Source organism: Sphingobium sp. B2D3A (assembly GCF_025961795.1).
In the GTDB taxonomy this organism is placed as follows: Bacteria; Pseudomonadota; Alphaproteobacteria; order Sphingomonadales; family Sphingomonadaceae; genus Sphingobium.
Map to the genome: position 1 here is coordinate 1,476,815 of NZ_JAOQOI010000001.1, position 14,751 is coordinate 1,491,565.

Consider the following 14,751-nt stretch of genomic DNA (forward strand, 5'->3'; position numbering starts at 1 on the left):
TCGTGCTGGCCCTGCTCCGTGCGCCGCCCGAATGGATCGAGGCCGCCGATGGCACGCGCGTGCATGTGATGGATGGCGATAGCCTGCGGATCGGCCCGCGGATCGTGCGCATCGCGGACATTGACGCGGTCGAACTGAACCAGCGTTGCCAGGATGCGGCCGGCCAGCCCTGGGACTGTGGCACGCAGGCGCGCGACGCGCTGCTGGCGCTGGTGCGCGGCGGTGGGCTCAGCTGCGAGTCCCGGACGACGGACCAATATGGCCGCGCCGTGGCGACCTGCGCCACCACCCGGATCGCGGACATCGGCGTGATCATGGTGGCGCGTGGCTGGGCGATCAGCAACCTAGGGCGCGGCCCCGGCACCTATCGGCAGGAAGAGGAGGCTGCCCGTTCCGCCCGGCGCGGCATCTGGCGTGGCACGTTCGAGACGCCCTCGGTCTGGCGCGCCGCGCATCCGCGATCCTGACCGGCCAGCGACCCCGCAGGCGACGGCCACTGTTGACTCTGTCCGGATTTGCTGGATGAGATTGGAGGAGCGGCCGGGCGCAGCATCGGCCGATGGATCAGTTTGAGCAAGCCGGCGAGGCGCCGGGTTTGGAGAGGAAAGCCATGGAGATTGCGGGCACGACGGCGTTCATCACGGGCGGAGCGAGCGGGATCGGCTTCGGCATTGCCCAGCAGCTGCTCGCCAATGGCGCCAGGCTGGTGCTGGCCGATATCCGCCAGGACCATCTCGATGAAGCCAAGGCATTTTTCGAGGAACGCCAGCAGGGCCGCAATGTCCACACCATGCGGCTCGACGTGTCCGACCGCGACCAGATGCGCGAGGCCGCCAAGGAGTGCGAGGCCGTGATGGGCGGGCCGGAAATCCTGATCAACAATGCCGGCATCGATCCGTCCGGCCCGTTCGATCAGGCCACCTATGCCGATTGGGACTATGGCATCGGCGTCAATCTCATGGGGCCGATCAACGGCATCATGGAATTTGCGCCCGGCATGCGCCGGCGGGGCAAGGGTGGCCACATCGTCAACACCGCGTCGCTGGCCGGGCTGACGCCGATGCCGAGCTTCATGGCCATTTATGCCGTGGCGAAGGCGGGCGTCATCACCCTGTCTGAATCGATCCGCGACAGCATGGCGCAGGACAATATCGGCGTGACGGTGCTGATGCCCGGCCCGATCAAGAGCCGCATCCATGAATCCGGCCAAAACCGGCCGGAGCGTTTCCGCTCGGGCAGCGGCCTCGCGCAGACGGAGGATCAGCTCGCCAAGCGCGTCGTGTCCGACACCTGGATGGAACCGACGGAAGTGGGCGACATGATCGTCGACGCGATCCGCAACAACACGCTGTACGTCGCGACGCACGGCAACTGGAAAGACAATGTGGAAGAGCGCTTCAAGGCGCTGATGGCTGCGATGCCGGAGGCCAAGCCGTTCGATTTCGGCGCGACCCTGGCCGTGCCGGACGAAGACTGAAGATTGATCCGGACCCGGAGCGCGCCCGCTTCTTACGCTGGGCGCGCGTCCCGGGCGCCGCTTAGCGCTGCGTGGTCGTCTGGCTGGTCGTCGCCTGGACGGTCTGCACCAGACCCGGCGTGCTGTTTGCGGCCGCAGCCCGCGCGAGCGATCCGTCCGGATCGGGCAGGCTGGCGGCCTTGTTCAGCTCCCACAGCAGGAACGTCGCCTTCTCGCTGAACGCAATGGGGGTCTGGTTCGCGACTTCGGCGAGCTGCGCCTTGGCCTTGGCGCAGAACTTGTCGCGCGACTGGGTGTTGGAATAGCGGTTGTAGAGCTTGGTCATATGGTCGTCATGGGCGTCCTGCCACTTGCGACCGCCCTTGGCCTTGAACAGATCGACCTGCATCTGCGCGGCCTCCGAAAGCAGGCCCTTATGCACGGAAAGCATCCGGTTGTAGTCGGAGACCATCGCGGCATTGTCCGGCCCCTGGCAGAGAAGCACGGCGACGTTCAGGCCCGAGCGCAGGTGCCACATGTCCTGCCCCTTATTCTCACCGATCAGGATCGGCGGCGGCGGCGGCACTTCGATCAGCGGGACATTCTGCGGAATGGGAACGGGAATGTTCTGCAGCGGCGCTTCAGCGACCTGCTTGGCGGTGCAGCCGGCCAGGGCCAGCAGCGGCAGAGCGGACAGTGCGACTGCGGCCTTGATCCGCCGGCCCCCGATCATGCTCAATGCCATAACGTTCTTCCTCCCGAGGGGGCGCCATGGGTGGCGGCCCTGTTCCCATCAAGAGGCGCTTATCCTCCTCTGATTCCACCAAGGCAAGACCCTTATGGACTCGATTCGTCGCACCGGTGGGAACCCGCGACTCGCCGAGATTCAGAGCTTTGTGGCGATGCGGTTCATCGCCGTTCAAAGTGCAATCAGTGTCGGGTGCCGGGGTGGGTGCCGGCCGCCTTTGCGCCGACCATATGCTGCAACACGATCACGCGCTGCCGCTCACGGTGCCAGTCGCGCGAGGGGTTGGCCTGAATTTGCGCCAGCAGGCTCTGCAGCTCCTGGCGGCGATGCTCGATGGTGACCGGATCCATGCGGAAATCTCCTTCGATTGTACCGCTAGGAATACGTGCGCGCTGGCGACCGGTTCCCGCTCGCAAGCGCCTTCCAGCAGCAATGCATCGCACATGTGCGCCTTTTCATCCGGCCGGGGATCACCAAGCCGGGATCACCAGCAGGCGGATTGCGCCGGATCGCATTTTTTCGGATAGTCGAGGGCGTTGGAAAACATCCGGCAATCGGAAAGGGATCGAGGACATGAAAACAAGACGGTCGGCGCTGCTTCTCGCGGTCGTGAGCGCATCCCTGCTCCTGTCTGCTTGCGCGACGGTGAAGGGTCTTGGCCGGGACATCGAGTCCGTGGGGCAGGCAGGTCAGGACGCGATCAACTGATCCTTGGCAACTGATCCCTGGCAACTGACCCTTGGCTGACAAAAGCCCGGCCCGCTGAGGTCAGCGCGCCGGGCTCATGCTACAGCTCTGCGTCGGTCCGGTTTAGCGGCAGACGACATCGCCCCGGTCGACCGACCGTCCGATCATCGCCCCGGCACCCGCGCCCAGCACGGCACCCAGGATCGAGGAACGGCCGCGATCGAGCTGATCGCCAAGCAAGCCGCCCAGCGCCGCACCGACGATCAGGCCGGTGGTGCCGTCCGACCGGCGGCAATAATAGCGATCGTCATAGCCCCGATACACGCGGGTATCGCGGTAGACGCGCACCGGCGCATAGCCGCCGCGATAGTAACGGTCCGCATAATAGCCGCGATAGCGCGGGTCCGGCCGGTTATAGTCATAGGCGTAGACGACGCGCGGGGCAGGGCGCACGACAGGGCGGCGGTCGATTACCACTACCCGGTCACGGCCCCGGCGGTCGTCCCGATCCCAGCGGCGATTGTCATGACGATAATCGCGCCGATCGTCGCGATCGCGCTGCCAATGCCGGTCATGCCCGCGACCCGGGTCGGCAAAAGCGGGGGTGGCGGCAAGACCGCCCACTGTCACGGCACCCAGCGCCAGCGCCGCGATGCTGTTCTTCAGAGCCTTGTACATCTGTCTCACTCCGATCCTTATTCTGTCTCTCCCGGCAGCGGGAGATCGGATCGGACTGTATCGCGAGTCGCCTGAACCGGTGGCGACGGGCGGTTCATTTGGGGGAAAGGGGGAAGGACGCCCTTGAGGTCAATGACGGTTGGGCATGCGATCCCACAACCGGAGGGTTAACTTGAACCCGAACCTTGTCCAGTCGGACAGGCGGCAGGGCCGCCTGTCCTTCCGGCTTAGTGCTGTTTGAGAAGAGGACTGACAAGATGGCTCGACACCGAGAGATCGCTTTGCGCATCGTGTTCGAAAGCAAAACAACGATCTGATCTCAAATACAAACCTTCGTCATCCAAAATTTCCCAATACCATTCACCGTTCCGGCTTTGAAAAACGCTAGAAACTAGCATGTCTCAATTCCTTTTTGAGTGAAGGGAATGCTGGCCCGTCCAGGTTTAGGAAAAGCGAAATTTGAGGCTTCCGGAGGTCAGGGTGCATATTAGTCTATTCGACCGCTCCCCCTTATTCCTAAGAATTGGCTAATCCGGCCCTTACTTAAGGTCAGCTATTTTTCCGGCTTGTGATTCACGCCGGGGCGCCTCCTTTATTAGTGGTTGAATGATTACTCCGCCGCCACCCCGGCCCGCGAGAACATGTCCTCGCCGCTATCGCTTTCGGCCTCGCCGTCATTGGCGCGCATTTTCTTGCGGCGGTCGAAGCTGTCCCACACCTCGTTCCAGTTGCCGCGCGTGGCGCCCTTGGAATATTCGGTGGCGCGCGTTTCGAAGAAGTTGGCGTGCTCCACGCCGTTGAGCAGCGGGGTGAGCCAGGGCAGCGGGTGTTCCTCGATCATGTAGATCGGCTGGAAGCCGAGCTGGCCCAGCCGCCAGTCGGCGATGTAGCGGATGTAGCGCTTGATCTCCTTGGCGGTCATGCCGGGCACCGGGCCTTGCTCGAAGGCGAGGTCGATGAAGGCATCCTCCAGCCGCACGGTCTTCTGGCAGCAATCGATAATGTCTTCCTTCACCGCCTTGGTCAGGCAGTCGCGCTCCTTCACGAACTCGTGGAACAGGCGCACGATGCCCTCGCAGTGCAGGCTCTCGTCGCGCACCGACCAGGTGACGATCTGGCCCATGCCCTTCATCTTGTTGAAGCGCGGGAAGTTCATCAGCATCGCGAAGCTGGCGAAGAGCTGCATGCCCTCGGTGAAGCCGCCGAACATGGCGAGGGTGCGGGCGATGTCCTCATCGCTGTCCACGCCGAACTGCTGCATATAATCATGCTTGGCGCGCATCTCGTCATATTCGAGGAACATCGAATATTCGCTCTCGGGCATGCCGATGGTGTCGAGCAGGTGCGAATAGGCCGCGATGTGGATCGTCTCCATGTTGCTGAACGCGGTCAGCATCATCTTGATCTCGGTCGGCTTGAACACGCGGCCATATTTGTCGTGGTAGCAATCCTGCACTTCCACGTCCGCCTGGGTGAAGAAGCGGAAGATCTGCGTCAGCAGGTTGCGCTCATGGTCGGAGAGCTTCTGCGCCCAGTCGCGGCAATCCTCGCCCAGAGGCACTTCCTCGGGCATCCAGTGGACCTGCTGCTGGCGCTTCCAATAGTCATAGGCCCAGGGATATTCGAAGGGCTTGTAGACCTTGGAGGCTTGGAGAAGCGACATTTTTCCGGGCTCCGCAATTGGGATGGCTGTAGGGCACAAATAACTAGATGAAGGGGGATGCTAGTCCAATCCACCACAATGTCTAGCGGTGTTGTGGCGTTCATCCACAGTAAATTTTGTGTCCCCGGCCTTGACTTTCGCCAGCGCCGCAGGCCGCCGTCGGTTCAGCCGGCCATGCGCTCCAGCCCCCAGGCGAACAGCGCGAGGATGAGCGCGAAGGAGAGCGCCATGGTGCCGGCGATCCGCTTGCCATAGACCCCCTGCGGCGTCCGTGCCTTGCGCGCGAGGATGAGGGCACCGCAGAGCGCCGCAGTGCCCGAGACGCCGGCCATGATGAGCGCCGGGAGGGTCATTTCCAGAAGATGTCGCGCCGTCCCCGGCTGAGGCGAGTGCGGAACATCTGCACATACATCCACATGCCGGAAATCGCGAAGAAGACGAGCGCGAAGCCGGAGAGGAGGGAGATGATCACGCCGACCGGGCCGAAAAACTCGCCCGAGTGGAGATGATGGAACAGGCCGACCAGCTTGCGGGCGGGGTTCGGCGCGGCTTGCTGGGCGGCGGGCGCACCCGCAGACGGGCTAGCCTTCTGTACCGCGACTGGCGTCTGCGCGGCCGGCGGGGCACCGCGCTCCTCGGTCTCGAACACGCTCCCCCGCGCGACCATCGCGGCGAAATGGCTGCCCAAGCCGGTCAGGGCGATGAACAGCATGAACAGGCCGATGAAGACGGTGGTCCAGCGGTGCCATTTACGCATGGGTGCATCCTTTCGTGCGGAAGGCAGGTGTAGCGTCGGGAGGACGGGCGATCGCCATCACCGGCCGCGCCAGCGATCGACATAGACGGTCACCGTCTTGGTCTTGCGCGCGCCCACGCCGAAGACGACGATGCCGAGGAAATAGCCGAAATCATACCATCCGCCATTATTGGGCACGGCATAGACGGCGACATCGTCCGCGATCAGCGACAGCGCCCAGGCGAAGGGGAAGATGAAGCCGTGCCACAGGCCGAGCAGGAAGCCGGGCGTATCCGGCGCGCTGCTCACCGCCGCGGCGCTTTGCCGGGCGCATCCGCCGAGGATCAGCAACAGGGCTGCCGGTAAGGCGAGCGCGGCGCCGGTGCCGGCGGACGGGCGGGGCATGGGATGCATGGTCATCGCGTCGGTCATCCGCTGCTCTGTGACCGCTCCGGCGGCCGGACGCATTGACCCGTATCAAAAGCCGCGCGCGCCGTCTCGCGCCGGATTGCGCTCGGCGTTGCCCGTGAACGGCCCAGTCGTGGCTGCGATGCGCTGGATGGGGCGGGGTATTCGGAACGCTCCGCCGCCTCGGCCGTTCTGTCTTCAGTACCATCTAGTTCATTGTATCTGCAGAGAAAAGGAGCGAGCCATGTTCGAGAAGTGGCGCATCAAGGAGCATATGGAAGTCGCGGATGCGAGCGGCCGCCATGTCGGCACCGTCGACAAGGTGGACGGCGATCTGCTGGTCCTCACCCGCACGGATTCGGCGGACAGCCGCCATCACCAGATCAACCTCGATTATGTCGACAGCATCCATGACGATCGCGTCACGCTCAAGCCCGATACGCCGATGCCCGAGGGCCTGACAATTGGCGGCGGCTATGCCGATGGCACGCGCCCCGGCGTCCAGTCCGGCGGTGTGAAGACGGACAGCTATGCCGGCAGCGCGGCGACCACCAGCACGACCGGCACCAACGAGAATTCGCAGATCTTCGGCACCAGTGGCCTCGGCACCGGTATGGGCGGCTCCGGCACGCCCTCGACCTGAGGCACATTCGCCCGAACAACCCCGGTGGCCGGGTCCCTCCCGCCCGGCCACCAACACATAGCTGCGACGAAAGAGCGCCTGCATACGTCCGTCCGATGCACCGGGACGGCCCAACGTGCGTCAGGCGCGATTGATCGCGCAGCCCTTGTTCCCTGGCCTGTCGACCCTATCTGATAGGGAACAGGTTCAGTGAATGCTGCACCCAAAGGGGTAGAAAGTCGCTTCGGCGGTGATCTCCCACACACAGCCGAGCGGCTGAAAAGGGTCCGGTCTCCCATCCCCCCACCCCCCGGGAGGCCGGACTTCTTTTCCGCTCTATCTTCCGAAAAATTTAGTCCCAAGGTCAGTCGCGCAAGAAGCCCTGCAGCGCGGCCAGCGTCGCCTGCGGGTCGCTCTCCTGCAGATTGTGCGTGGCATTGGGCAGCGCATGGCCGCGCACATCCGTCGCCTCGGCCTGCCACACGCCAATATGTCATCGAACAGGCGCGGATAGAGGCCCTTGCCGGCCCAGATGGCGAGCAGCGGGCAGGTGATCTTCTTCCCCGCCGCCAGATCGGCGTGGTCCAGATCCAGATCGACCGAGGCCGAGGCGCGATAATCCTCGCACATCGCATGCAGCATCGCGGGGTCGAGCCGGTGGCGGTTATACTCCCGCTCGATCTCGCTGGTCGCATTGGCAGCGGCGGCCTGATAGCGCGCCAGCGTCTCCTCTTCCGGAATGGGCGCGGGGCGCAGGAAGCTGAACCAGTGATAATAGCCGCGCACGAAGCCGAGCGTGACATGGCTGTAGAGATAATGCTCCGGCAATATGTCCAGCACGGCGAGCTTGCGGACCTTCTCGGGATGATCCAGCGCCATCCGCCGCCCGACCCGCGCGCCGCGATCATGGCCGACGAGCAGGAAGCGCGCATGGCCCAGCTGCGCCATCACCTCCACGCCATCCTGCGCCATCGCCCGCTTGGAATAAGCCGAATGATCCGCGCCGCCCTCCGGCTTGCTGCTATCCCCATAACCGCGCAGATCGGCCAGCACGACGGTGTAATCCCGCGCCAGCGTCGGGGCGACGAGATGCCAGGTGACAAGCGACTCCGGCGCGCCATGGAGCATGAGCAACGGCGGCCCCGATCCGCCCGTGACAACATTGATCTCCGCGCCGCTGGTCTTGATCCGCAGGTTGCGAAAGCCGGGGTAGAGCTTCTGCCAGAGCGGCGGGGCGGGGGCCTGCGCCGTGGCGGGCGGGATGCTGGGGGCGAGGCTCGCGGCGCCGACGGCGGCGGTGTGCTTGATGAAGTCGCGTCGGCTGTTCATTGGCGGCCTCTCCTACGGATAATCTAAGTGCGTTGCTCAATTTACTGCAGTTAGGCCCTTATCACGATTTCTACTTGTTCTGGTTTAAGCCCCAACGCGTTGGCTAGCCCCAACTTGGCCTCCGAAATTGTCAGATGTAGATCAGGGCCATCTACTTCATTTTCTGGATTTTCGTTTACATATACAAATGAGATTTTCTCGTTATGCAGATCAACACTAGCTGTCTTCCAACCCGCACTTTGCCAAGCCATGCTTTGTGATCTCATTTGGTTGGCCCACCATGCTTGGTATTGCCTTGCGCTCGTAGGTAACGAAAATCCGAGAATGTGTTCTACTTCATCGAAAGTTGTGTTCCACACGCCTTGATCAAGGCGAGCGAGATATGTGGTAAGATTGACGTACTTAGACATATTCTCTCCTGCGCAATATGAGATTTATATGTCAATTATACATCTACGTCAAGATCACTCCGCCGCCTCGCTCACCGCGTTCTTCCCCAACAACGGCGCCAGATACCGCCCCGTATAGCTCCGCTTCTCCTTCACCACCTGCTCGGGCGTGCCGGTCGCGACGATCTCGCCGCCCTTCACGCCGCCTTCCGGCCCCAGGTCGATGATCCAGTCGGCGGTCTTGATGACATCGAGATTATGCTCGATCACCACCACGCTGTTGCCCTGTTCGACGAGCGCGTGGAGCACTTCGAGCAGTTTGCGCACATCCTCGAAGTGGAGGCCGGTGGTGGGCTCATCGAGGATGTAGAGCGTGTTACCGGTGGCGCGGCGGCTCAGTTCCTTGGCGAGTTTCACGCGCTGGGCCTCGCCGCCTGAGAGCGTTGTCGCCTGCTGGCCGACCTTCACATAGCCCAGACCCACTTCCGCGAGCATGGCCATGCGGTCGCGGATCGGCGGCACGGCCTTGAAGAACTCGACGGCGTCTTCCACCGTCATGTCCAGCACGTCGGCGATGCTGTGGCCCTTGAACTTCACCTCCAGTGTCTCGCGGTTGTAGCGCTTGCCGTGGCATTCCTCGCAGGTGACGTAGACGTCCGGCAGGAAGTGCATCTCGATCTTGATGACGCCATCGCCCTGGCAGGCCTCGCAGCGGCCGCCCTTCACGTTGAAGGAGAAGCGGCCGGGCTTGTAGCCGCGCGCCTGGCTCTCGGGCAGGCCGGCGAACCAGTCGCGGATGTTAGTGAAGGCGCCGGTATAGGTCGCCGGGTTGGAGCGCGGGGTGCGGCCAATGGGCGACTGATCGATGTCGATCACCTTGTCGAGATGCTCCAGCCCCTCGATCTTGTCATGCGCACCGGCGATCACGCGGGCGCCATTCAGCGCGCGGGCGCTGGCGGCATAGAGCGTGTCGATGGTGAAGCTGGACTTGCCCGAGCCGGAGACGCCGGTGATGCAGGTGAAGGTGCCGAGCGGGATGGACGCGCTGACGCCCTTGAGATTGTTCGCGCGCGCATTCTTCACGGTCAGCTTCTTGCCGCTGCCCTTGCGGCGCTTGGCGGCGACGGGGATTTCGCGCGTGCCGTTGAGATAATCGGCGGTGAGCGAGCCCTGCGTCGCCAGCACATCGGCCAGCGTGCCCTGCGCAACGATCTCGCCGCCATGCACGCCGGCGCCCGGCCCCATGTCCACGATATGGTCGGCCGCGCGGATCGCGTCCTCATCATGCTCCACGACGATGACGGTGTTGCCGAGATCGCGCAGGCGCTTGAGCGTCACCAGCAGCATGTCGTTGTCGCGCTGGTGGAGGCCGATGCTTGGCTCGTCCAGCACATAAAGCACGCCGGAGAGGCCCGAGCCGATCTGGCTGGCCAAGCGGATGCGCTGGCTCTCGCCGCCCGAGAGCGTGCCGCTGGTGCGGTCCAGATTGAGATAATCGAGCCCGACATTGTTGAGGAAGCCGAGGCGCTCGATGATCTCCTTGAGGATGGCCTTGGCGATCTGGTTCTGCTGATCGGTCAGCTGCTGGGGCAGGGCAGTGAACCAGGCAAGCGCATCCACCACGCTCATGCGGGTGGGGGTGGCGATGTCCTGCATCGCGACCTTCACGGCCAGCGCCTCGGGCTTGAGGCGCGCGCCGCCGCAGGTCTCGCAGGGCTGCGCGGTCTGGAACTTGCCCAGCTCCTCGCGCATCCAGGCGCTGTCGGTCTGCAGCATCCGGCGGTTGAGATTGCCGATCACGCCCTCGAACGGCTTGGAGACGCTGTAGCTCTTGCGCCCATCCTGGAAGGTGAGGGTGACCGGCTTGCCGCCCGTGCCGTGCAGGATGATGAGGCGCACCTCACCCGGCAGTTCGCTCCACGGCGTCTCGAGGCTGAAGCCATAGGCCTTTGCGAGGGAGGCGAGCACCTGCATGTAATAAGGGCTCGGCGGATTGGACTTGGCCCAGGGCACGATCGCGCCCTTTTTGAGGGTCAGCGCCTCATTGGGGACGACGAGCTGCTCGTCAAACTCCAGCTTCTCGCCCAGACCATCGCAGGCCGGGCAAGCGCCCTGCGGCGCGTTGAACGAGAACAGGCGCGGCTCGATCTCCTGAATGGTGAAGCCGCTGACCGGGCAGGCGAATTTTTCTGAGAAGATGATGCGGTTGGCCGGGATGCCGGCGTTTTTCATGCCGGTCTTGCCTTTGGCACTGCCTCCGTTCGCATCGAGCGAAGTCGAGATGCCAGCAGAGTTCTCCTCTTGTGTCTCGACTTCGCTCGACACGAACGGGGAGGGCGTGCTGCCCAGTTCTGCCACCGTCCCCTCAGCCAAATCCACATAAGCCAGCCCCTCGGCCAGCTTGAGCGCCGTCTCGAAGCTCTCCGCCAGCCGCTGCGCCATATCCTCGCGGACCACCACGCGGTCCACCACCACCTCGATGTCGTGCTTGTACTTCTTGTCGAGCGCGGGCGCTTCCTCGATGGGGTAGAATTCGCCATCGATGCGCACGCGGGTGAAGCCGGCGCGCTGCCATTCGGCCAGCTCCTTGCGATACTCGCCCTTGCGGCCGCGCACGACCGGGGCGAGCAGATAGACCCGCGTCCCCTCCGGCAGCGCCAGCACGCGGTCGACCATCTGGCTCACCGTCTGCGCGCTGATCGGCAGGCCCGTGGCGGGGGAGTAAGGCACGCCCACGCGCGCCCAGAGCAGGCGCATATAGTCGTAGATCTCGGTCACGGTCGCGACCGTGGAGCGCGGGTTGCGGCTCGTGGTCTTCTGCTCGATTGAGATGGCCGGCGAAAGGCCGTCGATATGTTCGACATCCGGCTTCTGCATCATCTCCAGGAACTGGCGCGCATAAGCGGAGAGGGACTCCACATAGCGCCGCTGCCCCTCGGCATAGATGGTGTCGAAGGCGAGGCTCGACTTGCCGCTGCCGGAGAGGCCCGTGATGACGACCAGCGCATCGCGCGGCAGATCCACGTCAATGCCCTTGAGATTGTGCTCGCGCGCGCCGCGCACCGAAATATGGGTAAGGCTCATGGGCGGTGTTCTATCTCTGTTCCTGAAGGGAATCCAGCGGCAAGGTTCAGCCAGAGGCACAGATAGGATCGCCCGAGGCCAGATGCGAGATGGCCCGACGGACATTCGCGCGATTGACCGTGCATCGAGTCTTGATCTTAATCATTGTACCAACAGGCCGTGGCGTGGAATGCCCGGCCCGACAGACGACGGAGAACGACATGACCCTGGCACGTTACGCACGACTGGCGACCCTTGCAGGCACCATGATGGTTTCAGCCACCGTCGCGCTGGCGCAGGACACGCCGCAGGAGCAGGAAGAGCGGCGTGTGCTCCATGCCGAGCAGGCAAAGCTGGCTGCGCAGCAGATGAGCGATTTCGAAGCGCAGAAGAAAGCCATTGCCGACGAGCAGGCCGCGCGCGAACAGACCTATCGCGACGCGCTGGCGGCGCGGGATGCGAAGATCGCCGCCGAACAGGCGCAGGCCGCCGAGGCGCGGGCGAAGTGGGAAGCAGATGTCGCGGCCTGTCTGGCTGGCGACAAGACCAAATGCGCGCCGCTCCCGCCCAAGACCAGAAAGTAGGAGGCCGTCCCTGCGCGTCACCTCCTGGCAAACGCTAGGGGCTGACGTCGTGGACCAGGTGCTCAAGCTCGGCGGGGTCTGGATAGACGCCCGCCAGCACGTGATCGAAATGGGTGCGCACCATGTCGTTGCATGAACAGGCGCGCTGACGCAGCCGATCCGCATCCAGCACGACGAGCGAGCCGCGCCGGGTCTGGACGAGCCCGTCGGTCTTGAAACTCTTGATCAGGCGGCTGGCATAGCTGCGCGCAATGCCGAGAAGGGACCCGAATTCCTCCTGCGTCATCATCACCTGATTGTTGCCAGTGCGATCGACAGCGGCCGTCAGCCATTTGGCCGCCCGCATCTCCAGACTGTGAACGGCGTTACACGCGACCGACTGGAAAATCTGGGCGAGCAGACAGTCCGCATAGCGGCTGAGCAGATCGCGAATGGCGGGAGAACTCGCCTTCAGCGTCTCCAGCGTCGCAGAATCGAACCGGGCGAAATAGCCGCCATGCATTACGCAGGAGCGGGAGTAAGCCGCCAGCCGCCCGCTGCTGACGATGCCACCCACAGCGCCCTCCCGTCCGACCATCGCGATCTCGACCGACGAGCCGTCGTCCATCAGGACGTGGAATGTGGCGACCGCATCGCCAAGGGGGAAATAAGCGGCGACCACCGTATCGCCGGGGTCGTACAGGGTCGCGCCCGTCGGCAGCCGCACGACGCGCGCCACTTTGGCCATCAGGGCCAGATCGGCAGGGTTCAGCGCTGCCACCAGATTGTTATGATCGATGCCGGGCGAGACGATGTCGTGCATGCGATGCATAACGATCAGCCCCCGCCGCAGTTCCCATCTATGTTCAAAAGTGAACAGACATCCATCAACTCACCGCGCATAGAGGCACCGCAGAGCCGCGTTCATGATAGTAAACGGGCCGCAAAGGGTCAGTAACAGGGGCAGGCCGGCGCCTCTCGTTGAATGTTCGAGGAACCGGGGATGCTGAATGTTCTTTTGCTTGAAGATGAAATGCTTATCGCGCTCGACCTTGAGTTGACGTTGCGCGAATTGGGGGCGGATGAAGTCTATCCCGTCGCCACAGTGAGCCAGGCGATTACAGCTCTGGAAAGCGGCAATATCACCGGTGCGATCGTCGATTATAATCTGGGCGGCGAAACCTCGGAGCCGGTTTTGATGGAACTGGAGGCGCGCAAAATCCCGTTCGTGGTGATGAGCGGCTATCCGGACAGCAGCTATCTGGGCGATGGCACCAGGGATTGGCCAATGCTTCCCAAGCCGGCGGGGCTGAGCGCCCTGCGCGAGGTTCTTGCCAGCATGAAAGCCTCGAAAAGCTAGGCGGGAGGCGCTATCGCCGTGACGCGAGGCTGGCGAAGCAGGGCGCATTCCAAGCGTGGCGAATACTTGACCATGCTAATGATTGTGCTACTATCGGCCTCCTCAGGAGCAGGATAGACTGATGACGATCACGGCCACACCCATCACCCCCCGTTTCGGCGCCGAGATTTCTGGCGTGGACATCAGCAAGCCGCTGGATGCGGATACGGTCGCCGAGCTGATCGCTCAGCAGGATCGCTGGGGCGTGACCGTCTACCGGAACACCGGGCTGGACGATGAGGGGCAGATCGCCTTCGCACGCAATTTCGGCCATCTGGAGAGCCTGCCGCCCCGCGAGGGCCGCCCGCGCATCTTCCTGTTCAACGCCGGTAATCTGAATGCGCAGGGCGAGATCAACTGGGATCCGGGCGCCACGACCTATCGCAAGGGCGACCAGATCTGGCACACGGACAGCAGCTTCATGGATCTGCGCACGTCCTATTCCATGCTCCGCGCCGTGGAAGTGCCGCCGTCGGGCGGGCCGACCTGGTTTGCCGATGCACGCTCGGCTTATGACGACCTGCCGCAGGACGTGAAGGACAAGATCGAAAATCTGGAATGCGAGCACAGCCTCTGGTGGTCGCGCAAGCAGGGCGGCGCAGAAATCAGCCGCGAGGATATCGAGGCGCGTCACCGCCCGGTCCACAAGCTGGTGCATGTCCACAAGGGTTCGGGCCGCAAGATGATCTACGCCGGCGCGCACTGCTATCGCGTCGTCGGCTGGGGCTGGGAAGAGAGCCGCGAACTCATCGATTATCTCAACAACTTCGCGACGCAGGACCAATATGCCATCAGCGTCGATTACGCCGTTGGCGACATGGTGATCTGGGACAATCTCGCGGTGTTCCACAAGGGCGGCCAGTTCGACTGGAACGAGCGTCGCGACATGCGCCGCGCCACCGTGCGGGAAGCGCCGGCACCCGAGGTCGAGGACGATCCGTTCGGCGAGCTGTTCCGGACTGCGCCCCCGATTTCGCCCAAGGGCGCCGCGGCGGCTTGATCCTCACTTT

Annotated in this window: 18 protein-coding genes; 7 read left to right on the forward strand and 11 right to left on the reverse strand. The window is 63.6% G+C overall.

The window, feature by feature from the left end:
• The first annotated feature begins 2 nt into the window (after positions 1-2).
• Together M2337_RS06840 and M2337_RS06845 are read left to right on the forward strand one after the other, a co-directional pair.
• Positions 3-467, forward strand: a complete 465-nt coding sequence (locus tag M2337_RS06840; RefSeq protein ID WP_264569601.1) for a thermonuclease family protein — start codon at positions 3-5, stop codon at positions 465-467.
• Positions 468-559: 92 nt separating this feature from the next.
• On the forward strand, positions 560-1,477 hold the full coding sequence (locus M2337_RS06845) for an SDR family NAD(P)-dependent oxidoreductase (protein ID WP_264569602.1): 918 nt from the start codon (positions 560-562) through the stop codon (positions 1,475-1,477).
• 61 nt (positions 1,478-1,538) lie between these two features.
• On the opposite strand, the gene M2337_RS06850 is transcribed toward M2337_RS06845, so the two are convergent.
• Both M2337_RS06850 and M2337_RS06855 read right to left on the reverse strand, forming a co-directional pair.
• Complete coding sequence (locus tag M2337_RS06850) at positions 1,539-2,201, reverse strand: hypothetical protein (RefSeq protein WP_264569603.1); 663 nt, start codon at positions 2,199-2,201, stop codon at positions 1,539-1,541.
• A gap of 185 nt (positions 2,202-2,386) precedes the next feature.
• Positions 2,387-2,554 (reverse strand): hypothetical protein, encoded by a 168-nt coding sequence (locus tag M2337_RS06855; protein WP_264569604.1) that lies wholly within the window; start codon positions 2,552-2,554, stop codon positions 2,387-2,389.
• A 223-nt stretch (positions 2,555-2,777) separates the two neighbouring features.
• Between M2337_RS06855 and M2337_RS06860 the strand changes: the two genes are divergently transcribed.
• Complete coding sequence (locus M2337_RS06860) at positions 2,778-2,912, forward strand: entericidin A/B family lipoprotein (protein WP_264569605.1); 135 nt, start codon at positions 2,778-2,780, stop codon at positions 2,910-2,912.
• Between the two features lie 102 nt (positions 2,913-3,014).
• Here M2337_RS06860 and M2337_RS06865 read toward each other — a convergent pair whose 3' ends face one another.
• The 5 genes from M2337_RS06865 to M2337_RS06885 all read right to left on the reverse strand — a co-directional run bounded on the left by M2337_RS06865 (position 3,015) and on the right by M2337_RS06885 (position 6,400).
• On the reverse strand, positions 3,015-3,569 hold the full coding sequence (locus M2337_RS06865; RefSeq protein WP_264569606.1) for a glycine zipper 2TM domain-containing protein: 555 nt from the start codon (positions 3,567-3,569) through the stop codon (positions 3,015-3,017).
• A 610-nt stretch (positions 3,570-4,179) separates the two neighbouring features.
• Positions 4,180-5,232, reverse strand: coding sequence for a ribonucleotide-diphosphate reductase subunit beta (locus M2337_RS06870; RefSeq protein WP_181558882.1), 1,053 nt, complete (start codon positions 5,230-5,232; stop codon positions 4,180-4,182).
• Between the two features lie 164 nt (positions 5,233-5,396).
• Positions 5,397-5,585, reverse strand: coding sequence for a hypothetical protein (locus M2337_RS06875; protein ID WP_181558883.1), 189 nt, complete (start codon positions 5,583-5,585; stop codon positions 5,397-5,399).
• Positions 5,582-5,989: a PepSY domain-containing protein gene (locus M2337_RS06880; RefSeq protein WP_264569608.1), complete on the reverse strand. Its 408-nt coding sequence runs from the start codon at positions 5,987-5,989 to the stop codon at positions 5,582-5,584. The genes M2337_RS06875 and M2337_RS06880 overlap by 4 nt, the downstream gene beginning before the upstream one ends.
• Before the next feature lie 57 nt (positions 5,990-6,046).
• Positions 6,047-6,400: a hypothetical protein gene (locus M2337_RS06885; protein ID WP_413716189.1), complete on the reverse strand. Its 354-nt coding sequence runs from the start codon at positions 6,398-6,400 to the stop codon at positions 6,047-6,049.
• 220 nt (positions 6,401-6,620) lie between these two features.
• Between M2337_RS06885 and M2337_RS06890 the strand changes: the two genes are divergently transcribed.
• Entirely contained in the window at positions 6,621-7,019 is a 399-nt protein-coding gene (locus M2337_RS06890; protein ID WP_264569609.1) for a DUF2171 domain-containing protein, read from the forward strand.
• Positions 7,020-7,334: 315 nt separating this feature from the next.
• Here the strand turns inward: M2337_RS06890 and M2337_RS06895 are convergent, their stop codons facing one another.
• From M2337_RS06895 to uvrA, 3 genes are read right to left on the reverse strand one after another with little or no spacing between them, the layout of a single operon-like run.
• Positions 7,335-8,327 carry an alpha/beta fold hydrolase gene (locus M2337_RS06895; RefSeq protein ID WP_264569610.1) on the reverse strand — a complete coding sequence of 331 codons (993 nt, stop codon included), beginning with the start codon at positions 8,325-8,327 and terminating at the stop codon, positions 7,335-7,337.
• Positions 8,328-8,377: 50 nt separating this feature from the next.
• Positions 8,378-8,737: a hypothetical protein gene (locus tag M2337_RS06900; RefSeq protein ID WP_264569611.1), complete on the reverse strand. Its 360-nt coding sequence runs from the start codon at positions 8,735-8,737 to the stop codon at positions 8,378-8,380.
• A 54-nt stretch (positions 8,738-8,791) separates the two neighbouring features.
• Positions 8,792-11,800: an excinuclease ABC subunit UvrA gene (uvrA, locus tag M2337_RS06905; protein WP_264569612.1), complete on the reverse strand. Its 3,009-nt coding sequence runs from the start codon at positions 11,798-11,800 to the stop codon at positions 8,792-8,794.
• Between the two features lie 200 nt (positions 11,801-12,000).
• Between uvrA and M2337_RS06910 the strand changes: the two genes are divergently transcribed.
• Entirely contained in the window at positions 12,001-12,363 is a 363-nt protein-coding gene (locus tag M2337_RS06910) for a hypothetical protein (protein WP_264569613.1), read from the forward strand.
• 34 nt (positions 12,364-12,397) lie between these two features.
• Here the strand turns inward: M2337_RS06910 and M2337_RS06915 are convergent, their stop codons facing one another.
• The gene (locus M2337_RS06915) at positions 12,398-13,174 is read right to left on the reverse strand and encodes a Crp/Fnr family transcriptional regulator (protein WP_264569614.1); all 777 of its coding nucleotides are present in this window, start codon (positions 13,172-13,174) and stop codon (positions 12,398-12,400) included.
• Positions 13,175-13,327: 153 nt separating this feature from the next.
• Here M2337_RS06915 and M2337_RS06920 point away from each other — a divergent pair, with 153 nt between their 5' ends.
• Positions 13,328-13,702, forward strand: coding sequence for a hypothetical protein (locus tag M2337_RS06920; RefSeq protein WP_264569615.1), 375 nt, complete (start codon positions 13,328-13,330; stop codon positions 13,700-13,702).
• Between the two features lie 121 nt (positions 13,703-13,823).
• On the forward strand, positions 13,824-14,741 hold the full coding sequence (locus M2337_RS06925) for a TauD/TfdA dioxygenase family protein (protein ID WP_264569616.1): 918 nt from the start codon (positions 13,824-13,826) through the stop codon (positions 14,739-14,741).
• Positions 14,742-14,751: the final 10 nt, after the last annotated feature.